At 69.2% G+C, this 13775-nt stretch carries 10 protein-coding genes; 8 read left to right on the top strand and 2 right to left on the bottom strand.

The window, feature by feature from the left end; genetic code table 11:
* Positions 1–24 precede the first annotated feature (24 nt).
* The 3 genes from BRESU_RS02620 to BRESU_RS02610 all read left to right on the top strand — a co-directional run bounded on the left by BRESU_RS02620 (position 25) and on the right by BRESU_RS02610 (position 2847).
* Positions 25–648 (top strand): SCO family protein, encoded by a 624-nt coding sequence (locus BRESU_RS02620; protein WP_013267942.1) that lies wholly within the window; start codon positions 25–27, stop codon positions 646–648.
* 239 nt (positions 649–887) lie between these two features.
* Complete coding sequence (locus BRESU_RS02615; protein ID WP_013267941.1) at positions 888–2168, top strand: polyhydroxyalkanoate depolymerase; 1281 nt, start codon at positions 888–890, stop codon at positions 2166–2168.
* Positions 2122–2847 carry a M48 family metallopeptidase gene (locus BRESU_RS02610; RefSeq protein WP_013267940.1) on the top strand — a complete coding sequence of 242 codons (726 nt, stop codon included), beginning with the start codon at positions 2122–2124 and terminating at the stop codon, positions 2845–2847. The genes BRESU_RS02615 and BRESU_RS02610 overlap by 47 nt, the downstream gene beginning before the upstream one ends.
* Here BRESU_RS02610 and ligD read toward each other — a convergent pair.
* On the bottom strand, positions 2844–5423 hold the full coding sequence (ligD, locus tag BRESU_RS02605; protein WP_013267939.1) for a DNA ligase D: 2580 nt from the start codon (positions 5421–5423) through the stop codon (positions 2844–2846). The genes BRESU_RS02610 and ligD overlap by 4 nt on opposite strands.
* Before the next feature lie 252 nt (positions 5424–5675).
* Here ligD and BRESU_RS02600 point away from each other — a divergent pair, with 252 nt between their 5' ends.
* Positions 5676–8525, top strand: coding sequence for a M16 family metallopeptidase (locus BRESU_RS02600; RefSeq protein ID WP_013267938.1), 2850 nt, complete (start codon positions 5676–5678; stop codon positions 8523–8525).
* 128 nt (positions 8526–8653) lie between these two features.
* Positions 8654–8881, top strand: coding sequence for a DUF3072 domain-containing protein (locus BRESU_RS02595; RefSeq protein WP_013267937.1), 228 nt, complete (start codon positions 8654–8656; stop codon positions 8879–8881).
* Here the strand turns inward: BRESU_RS02595 and BRESU_RS02590 are convergent.
* Entirely contained in the window at positions 8878–9300 is a 423-nt protein-coding gene (locus tag BRESU_RS02590; protein WP_013267936.1) for a metallopeptidase family protein, read from the bottom strand. The two genes, BRESU_RS02595 and BRESU_RS02590, sit on opposite strands and share 4 nt — an antisense overlap.
* Positions 9301–9351: 51 nt before the next feature.
* On the opposite strand from BRESU_RS02590, the gene BRESU_RS02585 reads away from it, so the two are divergent.
* From BRESU_RS02585 to gshB, 3 genes are all read left to right on the top strand, one after another.
* A complete protein-coding gene (locus BRESU_RS02585; protein ID WP_013267935.1) occupies positions 9352–11715 on the top strand; it encodes a sensor histidine kinase in 2364 nt (787 codons plus the stop codon).
* A 117-nt stretch (positions 11716–11832) separates the two neighbouring features.
* Complete coding sequence (locus tag BRESU_RS02580) at positions 11833–12693, top strand: HAD family hydrolase (protein WP_013267934.1); 861 nt, start codon at positions 11833–11835, stop codon at positions 12691–12693.
* A 21-nt stretch (positions 12694–12714) separates the two neighbouring features.
* On the top strand, positions 12715–13665 hold the full coding sequence (gshB, locus tag BRESU_RS02575; RefSeq protein WP_013267933.1) for a glutathione synthase: 951 nt from the start codon (positions 12715–12717) through the stop codon (positions 13663–13665).
* The last annotated feature ends 110 nt before the right edge of the window (positions 13666–13775 follow it).

Here is a 13775-nt window from a genome sequence, read left to right as displayed (position 1 = left end):
TCGGCCCCGCCCCATGGAGACACGATGCCACGCCGTTCCGTCCTGCTGTTCGCCGGTGCCTGTATTGCGATCGCGGTCGCTCTGGCGGCCGTGACCGTCGTGGTCGTGACGGGGCGCGAGCAGGCCGCGGCCGTCGCCGAGGGAACGGGCACCGGACAGGCCAGCGTGGGCGGACCCTTCCAGCTGGTGAACCAGGACGGGCAGGCGGTCGACCAGACCCTGCTGAACGGCAAGTGGAGCCTGGTCTTCTTCGGCTTCACCTACTGCCCCGATTTCTGCCCCACCACCCTGCAGGCGCTCGAGGCCACCAAGGCCCGGCTGGGTGCCGCGGCCGATGACCTCCAGATCGTCTTCATCTCGGTCGATCCGGCCCGCGACACGCCCCAGGCGCTGAAGGACTACCTGTCCAGCGATGGCTTTCCCGAGGGCGTGATCGGCCTGACCGGCACCGACGCCCAGGTGAAGTCGGCCGCCGACGCCTATCGCGCCTTCTACCAGAAGGTCGGGACCGGGCCCGACTACACTATGAACCACTCCCTGACCGTCTATCTGATCGGTCCGGACGGCCGCTATCGCTCGGCGCTCGCCCACGACCTGGGCCCCGACCGCTCGGCCCAGCTGATCCAGCGGGTGATGGCGCGGGGGTAGGATGGTAGGCAGTAGGCAGTAGGCAGTAGGCAGTAGGCAGTAGAAGGACGGCATCGACGGCCGTCGTCTGCAAACAGCTTCCGCCGCGCAGCCGACCCGCCCCGCCCCGCCCCTTCCGCGCCATCGCCTACTGCCTATTGCCGACTGCCTACTGCCTCGCTTTCTAGATAAATCCTTTTGCAGTGCAGCGCGTTCTATGGTGCGATGCCCGTCTCGGCGGGGGCCGATCACAGGATTCCATGCTCTACGCACTTCACGAGCTCGCCTATCAGTCGGCGCAGCCTTTCCGCATCGGGGCCCAGATGGCGCGCCGGTTCTGGACCTCGCCGATGAACCCGGCGTCCGACACCGCCATCGGCCGCACGGCCTATGCCTCGGCCGAGCTGTTCGAAAGCGTCACGCGCCGGTACGGCAAGCCCGCCTGGGGCCTGGACGTGATCACCATCAACGACCGGCCGGTGCGCACCACCGAACAGGTCGTGTGGAAAAGCCCCTGGGTCCGTCTGCTGCGGTTCGCGCGCAACATCGGGGACCTCAAGCGCGCCGGAAAGCCGGCCGCGGCCCCCAGCGTCCTGATCGTGGCCCCCCTGTCCGGCCACTATGCGACCCTGCTGCGCGGCACGGTCGAGACCTTCCTGCAGGACCACGACGTCTACGTCACCGACTGGGTCAACGCCCGCCAGGTGCCGATGCTGGAAGGCCGGTTCGACTTCCACGACTACATCGACCACGTCCGCACCATGCTGGCCCAGATCGGTCCGCGCGCCCACGTCGTCGGCGTCTGCCAGCCCGGACCGCCGGTGCTGGCCGCCGCCGCCATCATGGCGGCCGAGAACGATCCCAACCGGCCGGCCTCCATGACCTTCATGGGGTCGCCTATCGACGCGCGCCTGTCGCCCACGGTGACCAACCAGCTGGCGGAGGCCAAGCCGTTCGCCTGGTTCCAGTCGAACATGATTCACACCGTGCCCTGGCCCTATCCGGGCTTCGGCCGCGAGGTCTATCCGGGCTTCGTCCAGCTCTACAGCTTCATGTCGATGAACGAGGCGCGCCACACCGACGCCCACTGGGAGTATTTCCGCGACCTGGTGGCCGGCGACGGCGACGGCGTCGAGAAGCACGAACAGTTCTACGACGAATACCTGTCGGTCCTCGATCTGACCGAGGAGTTCTATCTCCAGACCATCGACATCGTCTTCCAGTCTCACCTGCTGCCGCGCGGCCTGCTGGAACATCGTGGCGTGCCGGTCGATCTGACGAAGATCACCGACATCGGCCTGATGACGGTGGAGGGCGAGAAGGACGACATCTCGGGCGTCGGCCAGACCCAGGCGGCGCATACGCTCTGCACCAGCATTCCCGACGATCGTCGTGTGCTTTACGTCCAGCCGGGGGTGGGCCACTACGGCGTCTTCAACGGGCGTCGATTCCGCGAGGAGATCTACACCCGCACCCGGGACTTCATCGCCGCGAATGAAAAGCTCTGCGCCGTATCGGACCGGTCAGCGGCTGCCGCTTGAGGGTGGGGCCCAGCTTCGGCTGAGCGTCAATCCGCGCGCCCGGCGCATCTCGATCCGCATCGACGCCCGCGCCGGCGAAGCCGTCGCGGTCGCGCCTTCGGAGCGGCGGCTGTCGGATGCCGTCACCTTTGCCCGGTCCAAGGCGGACTGGATCGCCGAACGTCTGTCGGCCCGGCCCTCGGGGACCGCACTGGTCCCCGGCGCGGTCATCCCGTTTCGCGGCGGCACGGCGGTGCTCGAAGCCACGGGCGGCGCGGGCTCGGCGCGGCTGGTCGTGGGCGCCGACGGATTCCGGATCGTCTCGGGCGGCGAGGGTGAGGCTTTCGCCCGCCGGGTCGTCAACCTGCTGAAGCGACTGGCGCGCGAGACCCTGACGGAACGGACCCAGGTCCATCTGACGACCCTCGGCCAGGCGCCGGTGACCCTCGGCATCAACGATCCGACGTCGCGCTGGGGCTCCTGCAGCCCGATGTCGCGCTCGATCCGCTATTCGTGGCGCGTCGTCATGGCCCCGCCCGCCGTGCTGGACTATCTGGCCGCGCACGAGGTCGCGCATCTGGTCCACGCCGACCACAGCCCCGCCTACTGGTCGGTCGTGCACCGGCTGGTCGGCGACCATCGGCCATTCCGCGCCTGGCTGAGACAGCACAGCGGCGATTTGCACGCCGTGGGACGCTAGAGCTTCTTCAACGCCCCCTTCAGGCTGACGGCCGAGACCCGGAAATCCTTCCACGGATCCGGCTTCTTCAGCAGCGCCGGATAGGTACGCAGGCTGAAGGCGGTGGGGTCCAGGCCCGCCTTCACCTGGGTCCAGGCCAGGGGGAAGGCGATGCCCGCGCCGGGCCGGGCGCGCGGCGACCACGGGGCGACGGCGGTCGCCATCCGGCCGTTGCGCAGATAGTCGAGGAAGATCTTCCCGCCCCGCGCCTTCTTGGCCAGGGTCGTTGTGAACCGGTCCGGCGCCTCGGCCCGGATGGCCTCGGACACGCCCTTGGCGAAGGCCTTGTTCTGATCCCAGGTCACGCGGCTCCGGGCGTCGGTTTTGATCGGCACGACGACGTGCAGCCCCTTGCCGCCGGTCGTCTTGACGAAGGGATGAAGGCCCAGCGCCTCCAGCTTTTTCCGCACGACCCTGGCCGCCGAGATCACGTCCTCGAAATCGAGCCCCTCGTCGGGGTCGAGGTCGAAGGTGACCTGGTCCGGGATTTCCGGCTCGCCCGGCGCGCAGCCCCAGGGGTGAAGCTCCAGCCCGCCCGACTGGCCGATGGCGACCAGCCCGCCGACGTCGACGACGGCGACATAGGGTTTGCGTTCATGCACATCGATCAGCTTCAGCCGGGGGTTCGACCCCGGCATGGCGTGGCGCTGGAAGAAGGTCTCGCCGCCCACGCCTTCGGGCGCGCGGATGATCGAGGTGGGGCGATCGGCGACATGGGGCAGGATGCGGTCGGCTGCGGCCTCGTAGTAGCGCGCCAGCTCCGCCTTGGTGATGGCCGGATGACCGTCCCGGGCCGGCCACAGGATCTTGTCGGGATTGGAGATCGTCACCCCGGCGACCACCACCTTGCCCCGGGCCGAGGCGAGCGGCGCGGGTTCGCCCGGCACATGCAGGTCGGTGGCAGGCGCGGCCTTGCCGGTCGGGGTCGGGGTCTGCGGGCGCTCGGTGACCTCGGCGGCCGGCTTGTCCGCCCGCAGGCCCTTGAAGGCGGCCTGTCGCAACGATCCGGATTCGGTATAGCCGCCGTGGGTCACCTCGGCGACGAGGACCGGCTTCAGCCAGTGGATGTCGCGCCCGCCGCGCGGCGCGCCCTTGCCCGCGAAGGGACTGGCGTCCGACGCCGCCGCCTTCAGGGCCGGCAGCAGCGTCTTCATCACGGCCTGCGAATAGCCGGTGCCGACGCGGCCGAGATAGCGCAGGCCTTCACCCTCCCGCACCCCGACCAGCAGGGACCGGAACCGGGTGCCGTTCTCCGACGACCAGCCGCCGATGACGACCTCGTCCCCGCCCCGGCATTTGGACTTGAGCCAGGTGGACGACCGCCCCGCGGTGTAGGGCGCGTCCAGCTTCTTGGAGATCACGCCCTCCAGGTCCATCCGGCAGGCGCTTTCCAGCACCGCCTGGCCGGTCGAGGCGAAGTGGTCGACGTAGCGGATCCGGTCCCGTGCCGCCCTGGACATCCGGTCGATATGGCCGCTGAGCCGGGCCTTGCGGTGGGACAGCGGCTTCTCGCGCAGGTCCTCGGTCCCCTCGGACAGCAGGTCGAAGGCGAAGAAGACCAGGTCGGCGGTCCTGCCGGCCGAGATGGCCGCCTGCAGGGCGGGGAAGTCCGGCATGTGGTCGGGGTCCAGCGCGCACAGTTCGCCGTCGATCACCCCGTCGGGCCAGCGGGCCGCGTCGGCGACGACCTCGGGGAACTTCTGCGACCAGTCGAGGCCGCTGCGCGTGTAGAGCCGGGCCTTGCCGCCGCCCGTCGCGATCTGCACGCGGTAACCGTCGAACTTGATCTCATGCGCCCAGCCGGCTCCGGACGGCGGGTGGTCGGCGACCTTGCACAGCTGGATCGGCGTGAAGGCCGGCGGCTTCGACAGGGTCGCCCCGGACGGCGCCGCCTTCGGTCTGGCGGCAGCCTTGCGTCCCGTCGGCCGTGTCGGGGTCCCCGGCGTCTTGCCCGCGGCGATCTCCGCCAGACTTCGGCCCGTGGTGATCGAGGCATCGATTTCGGCCAGCGCGTCCCCCTCGCCCGGCACGGCATGGGCGTCCTTCTCCTTGAGCAGCAGCCAGTTGGCCCATTTCGAGGGCTTGCCGCGATCCGACTTGAGCCGGACGAGCGCCCAGCCGCCCTTCAGCCGCTCTCCGTCCAGGTCCATCTTGATCGACCCCTTGGCCCAGTCCGCCTCCAGGGTCTCGGGATGCCGGGGCGACCAGGTGCCGGTGTCCCACAGCTGGACCGTGCCCGCGCCATAGTTGCCGTCGGGAATCGTGCCCTCGAACGATCCGTAGTCCAGCGGGTGGTCCTCGACCTCCACCGCCAGACGCTTGACGGTCGTGTCGCGCGACGGGGCCTTGGTCACCGCCCAGGACTTCAGCACCCCGTCGAATTCGATGCGGAAGTCGTAGTGCAGCCGCGTGGCCGCGTGCCGCTGGATCAGGTAGCGCAGGGGCGCGGCCCCCTTGCGGGTGGCCTTGGTGCCCTTCGGTTCGGGGGTCTCGGCGAAGCGGCGCTTGGCCTGATAGGTCTTCAGCTCGCCCTTCATCGTCCGTCCCGTCCCTGCCGCAGACACGGCAACGCTCGGCGCAGGGATTCGATCACTGGCGGCTCAGGCAGCGAGGCTCCGCGAGCCGAGCGGTAGCCGCCCTGAAACATGCGGCTCAAGCAGCGAGACGCCGCGCGTCGAGCGTAGCCGCACCGACATTTGTGACTCTTTGTCCATGTTTGGACGGTCGAGATTGCCAGAAGGCCCGTCGTCGTTAAGGTTTGCGCCGCCCGTCAAAAAAGGACCGTTTTCATGCGTCTTCGCCTCGTCTCGCTGGCCGCCATCATGGCCGTGATCGCCCCGGCCGCCCCCGTGTTCGCCGCCGGATCCGAGCCCGCGCCCGCCGCCGCGTCCGCCACTCTGCCGGTCCAGGCCGCGCCGCTGCAGGCGGCGCCCGTGGCCGATCTGGTCGCGCGCGTGGACATTCCGTGGTCGCGCTTCACCCTGGACAACGGCCTGACGGTCCTGGTCCACACCGATCGCAAGGCCCCCGTCGTGGCGGTGTCGATCTGGTACAACGTCGGCTCCAAGGACGAGCCGCAGGGCTCCACCGGCTTCGCCCACCTGTTCGAGCACCTGATGTTCGGCGGATCGGAAAACAATCCCGGCAGCTATCTGCAGGTCATGAGCGGCGTCGGCGCCACCAGCCTGAACGGCACCACCTGGTTCGACCGCACCAACTACTTCCAGACCGTGCCGACCCCGGCGCTGGAGACGACCCTGTTCATGGAAAGCGACCGGATGGGCTATCTGCTTGGCCAGGTCGGACAGCCGGTGCTCGATCTGCAGCGCGGCGTCGTACAGAACGAGAAGCGCCAGCGCGACAACCAGCCCTACGGCCTGGTCCAGTATGTCCAGCTGGAAAACCTGTTCCCTGAAGGTCACCCGTATCGCCACTCGGCCATCGGCTCGATGGCCGATCTGGACGCCGCCAGCCTGGAGGTCGTGCGCAACTGGTTCCGCGACAACTACGGTCCGAACAACGCCGTGCTGGTCCTGTCGGGCGACATCGACGAGGCGACCGCCCGCACCCTGGTCGACAAGTATTTCGGAGCCATCCCGCGCGGTCCGGTCAACGAACCCGCCCAGGCCGCTGTGCCGACCCTGGCCGCGCCGATCGACCTGACCCTGCACGACCGGGTCGCCAACACCCGGATCACGCGCAGCTGGGTCGTCCCGGGCCTGAACGACGACCAGGCCGTGCCCCTGAGCGTCGGGGCCTCCATCCTCGGCGGACTGGCGTCGTCGCGGCTCGACAACGAACTGGTCCGCAAGGACCAGACGGCCGTCTCGGTCAGCGCGTCGAACGCCGCCTACCACCGCCTCGGCATCTTCGAGATCAACGTGGACGTGAAGCCGGGCGGCGACGTGGCCGCCGTCAACGCGCGCCTCGACCAGATCCTGGCCGACCTGATCGCCAACGGTCCGACCGAGGAGGAGGTCGCGCGCGTGGCCACCAGCTACGTCTCCCGGCGAATCCAGGGCCTCGAGCAGGTCAACGGCAAGGCCTCGGTCCTGGCCGAGGGCCAGCTGTATTCGGGCGACCCGGACAAGTACAAGACGGAGCTGGCCGCCTATGCCTCGGTCACGCCGGCGCAGGTGCGTGACGCCCTCGGCCGCTGGCTGTCGCGCCCGGCCCTGAACATCACGGTCGAGCCCGGCGAGCGCGAAGCCTATACGGAAGCCGCCGCCACCCCGTCCGGCGCCGCCCCCGTCCCCGCCGCCGAGATCCAGCGCGTCGCGCGCGACCCGATGCCCCAGGTCGGCCAGGTGTCCGATCTCGACTTCCCGACGGTGGAACGCGCACGTCTTTCGAACGGCATCGAGGTCGTCTACGCCCGGTCGACCACCGTCCCTGTCACCCGCGTGGCCGTGGAGTTCGATGCGGGCTTCGCCGCCGACAAGCCGGACGCCCTGGGGGCCCAGAGCCTGATGCTGGACCTGATGGACGAAGGCGCGGGCGGCCGGACCGCCGCGCAGCTGGCCGAGGAGCAGGAGCGACTGGGGGCCTCGATCAACCTGGGAGCCTCGATGGACCGTTCGGCCGCCAGCCTGACGGCCGTGACCACCAACCTCGCCCCGTCGCTGGCCCTGCTGTCCGACGTGGTGCGCCGTCCCACCTTCGCCGAAGGTGAGGTCGGGCGTCTGCGGGCCCAGCGCATCGCCGCCCTGGCCAGCGAGAAGACCAATCCCGCCGCCATCGCCGCGCGCGCCCTGCCGCCCCTGCTGTACGGCGAGGCCAGCCCCTATGGCCGCTCCTTCACCGGCAGCGGCACCGAGGCCGCCATCACCGGCCTCGACCGCGCCGAGCTGCAGGCCGAACACGACACCTGGATCCGCCCGGACAAGGCGACGATCTTCGTGGTCTCCGATCTGCCCCTGGCCGAGGTGACCGCCCAGCTGAACACCGCCTTCGGCGACTGGACGCCCCCCTCGACGGCCGCCGGGACCAAGTCCTTCGCTGCCGCCGTGCCCGCGACCACGGGCCGGATCGTGCTGATCGACCGGCCGCAGTCGCCGCAGTCGCTGATCTATGGCGGTCAGGTCCTGCCGCTGACCGGCACGGACGACCTGCTGACGATCAACACGGCCAATGCGGTCCTGGGGACCGACTTCCTGTCGCGGATCAATGCGGACCTGCGCGAGACCAAGGGCTGGTCCTACGGCGTGCGCGGCAACATCAACGCGCTGGAGCACCAGATCCCCTACATCGTCAACGCGCCGGTGCAGGCCAACCGGACCGGCGAGTCGATCACCGCCCTGATGACCCAGTACCAGTCCTTCCTGGGCACCCAGGGGGTCACGCCCGCCGAGCTGACGCGCACCATCAACGGCAATACGCGGGGGCTGGCGGGCAGCTACGAGACCTCGGCCCAGCTGCTGGGGGCGCTGCGTTCCAACGCGCTCTACGGCCGGCCCGACAACTACCAGGAGACGATCGCCAGCCGCACTCGCGCCCTGACGACCGAACAGCTGGACGCCGCGGCCCGCGCCGCGATCGATCCGTCGAAGTTCGTCTGGGTCGTCGTCGGCGATGCTGCGACCGTCCGGCCGCAGCTGGAGAACCTCGGCCTGCCGGTCGAGGTCCGCGAAATCCAGTAGACCGGGTCACGACCCCACGACCCGGGGGGCCCCGCTGCCGGACGGCAGCGGGGCCTCTCGCGTTTCAGGCGATCGGGAACGGACTCGCCGGACGGAACATTATGGCAACTCGATTTCCGGAGCACGCCATGACCGACCCCAATCCCAAGCTCGACCCCGATCCCCCGACCAATACCGAAAAGGACCCCGCCGACTGGGTGTCCGGCGACGATCCCATGACCGGGGCCCAGGCCTCCTATCTGAAGACCCTGTCGGAAGAGGTCGACGAGCCCTCGGCCTTCGCCGCCGACCTGTCGAAGGCCGAGGCCTCGCGGCGGATCGACGACCTCAAGGGGCGTCTGCGCGCCGGCGGCTAGTCGTCGTCCTCGATGGCGTGGATGTCGTCGTCGCTGAGGCCGAAATGGTGGCCGATCTCGTGGATCAGGACGTGGGCGATCAGGTCCGACAGGCCGATATCGCCCCGTTCGCACCACTCGTCCAGGATCGGCCGGCGGTAGAGAAAGACACGCGACGGCTCGGCCGCAGGCCCCAGACTATCGCGGCGGCCGATGTCCACGCCGTGATAGAGGCCGGTCAGTTCGAACGGATCCTCCACGTCCACCGAGGCCAGCGTCTCTTCGTCGGCGAAGTCGTCGATGCGCAGCACGACCTCGCCCGCCGCCGACCGGAACGGTTCGGGCAGGGCGTCGAAGGCGGCGCGGGCGATGGCCGCGAAGTCGTCCAGTGTCGGGGCCGTCCGGTCGGTCCATTCGGCAGCAGGGGCAGTCTGTGACATGCTGCGGATATCGGTTCTGCAGGCCTTCCGCGCAATCGCGGAAATCAGGCTATGCTGGCGAATCGAATCGGCGGGTGGAAGCGAATGGACGGAGCCGAGATCGCGTTTGTGGCGACGGCCGGGGCGACGGGGCTGGCGGTGGCCGTCAGCGCCTGGGCCTGGCGGCTCAAACGCGCCCTGACGCGACGGGAATCCATCATTGAGCAGGGGCTGCGCTCGGCCGAGACCGTGGCGGTCACGCGCGATGCCGCGGTGGCGGCCTTCGGCGACGTGCGGCTGAGCCTCGTCCGCGACGCCATGCCGGTCGTGGTGGGCGACGCCGCCCACATCCAGGCCGCCCGCATCGGGCTGGCGTCCGACGACAGCAGCGACGCGGCCGTCGGCCTCGCCGAGGCGCTGAACGCGCGGCATCCCGAGGCCGTCCGTCTGCTGCTGGACGAGGGCCAGGCCTTCGATCTTCGCGACGGCGACTGGCGCGTCCAGGGCCGTCCCTTCGGCGGCGAGGCCTGGATCGGTCTGTCGCATCTGGTGCCGGCCGAGCGATCGGATGTCGTCCCCGGCGAGGCCCCGGGCGGGCTGGGCGCCGGACTGATCGCCGACGCCTCGCCGTCCCCGACATGGGTGGTGGACGGTCAGGGCCAGCTGGTCTGGGCCAACCACGCCTGGCTGACCGAGGTCCGCGCGCCCTCTCTGGAAGAGGCCCGCGAGGCCGGGGCCGTATTCGATCGCGGGGCCGACCAGCTGGCGGCCGAGGTCTCGCGCATGGGCGTGCGACAGGAAGGCTTCCGCTGGACCGCGGGCGACGGGCGACGGCGCGCCTGGAAGATCATGGCCGAGCCCCTGGCGGGCGTTGGCGGCCCGGTGCTGGTCTTCGCCATCGACATGACCGAGGCCGAGGAGACGCGCGACACCCTGCGCCGTCACGTCACGGCCCATGACGAGACGCTGAACCACCTGGCCGACGCCGTCGCCATCTTCGGTCCGTCGCGGAAGCTGGCCTTCCACAACACCGCCTTCCAGACCCTGTTCAATCTCGACCCCGCCTGGCTGAACGAGCGGCCGACGCACGGCGAGCTGCTGGACCGGTTGCGCCAGCGCCGGATGCTGCCCGAGGTCATCGACTACGCCGGCTGGAAGGCCCAGGAGCTCGAGTTCTACGAGGCGACCGAGGCCGCCCCGGACGACAGCTGGTCCCTGCCCGACGGGCGGACCCTCCGGGTCGTGCGCCAGCCGCACCCGCTGGGCGGCATCCTGCTGATCTTCTCCGACATCACGGGCGAGCTGTCCCTGCGCAGCCGCTTCAATGCCCAGCTGCAGGTCCAGACGGCGACGCTGGACAAGCTGAACGACGCGGTGGCGGTGTTCGGCTCGGACGGACGGCTGCGGCTGCACAACGAGGCGTTCGAGACCTTCTGGGCCGTCTCGGCCGAGCGTCTGGAAGCCGCGGGCGATTTCGACGCGGTGGCCGAGCTGTGCAAGGTCGCCCTGCCCGATGCCGCCCTGTGGCTGGGACTGAAGGCGCGCGTCGCCGATCCCGACCCCGAAAGCCGGGTGGCGGTGCAGGGCGAGGGCCGCACCACTGACGGCCGGATCGCCGCCTGGCAGACCCGGCCCCTGCCCGACGGTGCCACCCTGGTGGCCTTCTCGGACGTCACCGCCCGGCGCGAGCTGGAACAGGCCCTGGCCCAGCGCGAGGCGGCGCTGAAGGAAAGCCAGGCCCTGAAGCGCGAGTTCGTCGGCTCGGTCAGCTACGAGCTGCGGACGCCCCTGACCACCATCGTCGGCTATTCCGAACTGCTGGAAAGCCTGGAGGGCCTGCCCGAGCGCAGCCGCCAGCACGCGGGGGCCATCCGCATCGCGGCCGGGCAGCTGGCCCGGTCCATCGACGACGTGCTGGACATGGCCCAGATCGACGCGGGCGAAATGGAGCTGTCGGTCGGGGACGTGCGCATCCGCGACCTCTTCGCCGAGGCGGTGGAGCGCCACCGGCCCCGGATCGAGGGCCGTGGCGCGACGCTGAAGGCCATGGTGCCGACCGACCTGCCCCCGGTGCGGGCCGATGCGCGGCGGCTGATGCAGGCCGTGGATCATTTGCTGGAGAACGCGACCCGGTCGGTCTCGGAGGGCGGGGCCGTCACCCTGAAGGCCGAACTGAACGGCACCGAGGTCCGGATCCGCGTCGAGGATACCGGGCGCGGCATCCCCTATCACCTTCAGGCCCTGGTGTTCGACCGGTTCGTCAAGCGCGAACGCGGCGGTCCCGGCGTGGGTCTGGCCCTGGTCAAGGCGCTGGTCGAACTGCACGGCGGCTGGGCCGAGGTGGAATCCGAACCCGGCAAGGGCGCGGCCTTCATCCTGCACCTGCCGCTGGAGCCGACGGGCGCGGCCCTGGTGCCGGAACTGGCGCTGGGGTGAGGCAGTAGGCAGTAGGCAATAGGCAATAGGCAGTAGAGGACATGGGCGACGCGTTGTGGCTTGAGCCCAACGCCCCTACTGCCTACTGCCTACTGCCTACTGCCATTCGGAGGCCCCATGGCCGACAAACCTCTCCTCAAGACCGCCCTGATCTACGATTTCGATGGCACCCTGGCGCGTGGGAACATGCAGGAGGTGACCTTCATCCCCTCCGTCGGCATGGGGATCGGCGACTTCTGGGGCGAGGCGGACCGGCTGACCAAGTCGGCCGATGGCGACAATATCCTGATGTACATGCAGCTGATGCTGCAGCGCGCCCGCGAGAACGGCACGCCGATCACCAAAAAGACCCTGCGCGAGCACGGCGAGGACGTGAAGCTGTTCGACGGGCTGAAGTCCGACCTGACCGGCCCGGGCTGGTTCGACCGGATCGACGCCATCGGCGCGAAATACGGCCTGGACATCGACCACTACATCATCTCGGCCGGGCTGGAGGAGATGATCGAGGGCTGTCCGATCCGCGACGCCTTCCACCACGTGTTCGCGTCCAAATTCGCCTATGACGCCCAGGGCGTGGCGATCTGGCCGGCCGTCGGGGTCAACTACACGACCAAGACCCAGTACCTGTTCCGCATCAACAAGGGCGTGCTGAACCACTGGGACCACGAGCGGATCAACAAGTTCGTGCCCGACGACGACCGGGCCGTTCCGTTCGAACGGATGATCTTCCTGGGCGACGGTGACACCGACGTCCCGACCATGAAGATGATGCACACCAAGGGCGGCTATTCGATCGCGGTCTATGACCCGCGGAACTCCGAGAAGGACCAGAAGAAGATCTACAGTCTGATCTCCGAGGACCGGGTGAATTTCGTGGCCGCCGCCGACTATCGCGAGGGCCAGCCGCTGGACCTGATCGTCAAGGGCCTGATCGGCCGCATCGCCATCAACGCCGGCACCATGCCGGCCGTCGACTGATCGACGAAGGACGGAAAACCCATGCTGCGCGTCGCTGTACAAATGGACCCCATCGAGGGGGTCAACATCGCCTCGGACACCACCTTCTTCCTGATGATGGAGGCGCAGCAGCGCGGCCATCCGCTGTGGGTCTATGATTTCCGCACCCTGGCCCTGGAGGACGGCAGCCTGTCGTGCCGCGCCCGCCCGGTGGTGATCCGCCAGGTCCACGGCGACCACGTCACGCTCGGCGACGAGGTGAAGCTCGACCTCGACAAGGACGTCGACGTCATCCTGATGCGACAGGATCCGCCCTTCGACATGGCCTATGTGACGGCCACCTACCTGCTGGAGACGGTCCATCCCCGCACCCTCGTCGTCAACGACCCGGCCGAGGTCCGCTCCGCGCCCGAGAAGCTGTTCGCCACGCATTTCGAGGGCGTCCAGCCGCCGACCCTGATCAGCGCCGACCCGGTCGCCCTGGTCGATTTCCACGAACGGCACGGCGACGTGGTGCTGAAGCCCCTTCACGGCGCGGCGGGATCGGGCGTGGTGCGGCTGAAGGCCGGCGATCCGAACCTGGAGGCCCTGATCGAGATCCACATGGCCGGGTCGCGCGATCCCCTGGTGATCCAGAAATTCATCCCGGCGGTGTCGAAGGGCGACAAGCGCATCATCCTGATCGACGGCGAGCCTGTCGGGGCGATCAACCGCGTCCCCGCCGACGGTCAGGTGCGGTCCAACCTGCGGGTCGGGGGCACGGCCGCGCCGGTCGAACTGACGCCGCGCGACCTGGAAATCTGCGCCATCGTCGGCCCGGCTCTGAAGGAAAAGGGCCTGCTGTTTGTCGGCATCGACGTGATCGGCGACTACCTCACCGAAATCAACGTGACGTCGCCCACGGGAGCCGTTCAGCTCAAGGACTTCACCGGCATCGACGCGGCGGCGATCCTGTGGGACGTGATCGAGGCGAAGTTGAAAACCAACGGTTGATCAGCCATCGTTTCCATATGCGTGTTCCAAAACCGTCTCTGGCTTACAGGCTGGCGTGGCTGTTTCCGCCGGCGGGGTTGCTCGTGTTCGCCTTCGTCGTTGAAGCACCT

Source organism: Brevundimonas subvibrioides ATCC 15264, from assembly GCF_000144605.1.
In the GTDB taxonomy this organism is placed as follows: domain Bacteria; phylum Pseudomonadota; class Alphaproteobacteria; order Caulobacterales; family Caulobacteraceae; genus Brevundimonas; species Brevundimonas subvibrioides.
The sequence above is the reverse complement of the archived record's forward strand: the minus strand, read 5'-3'. Positions and strand labels throughout refer to the sequence as shown.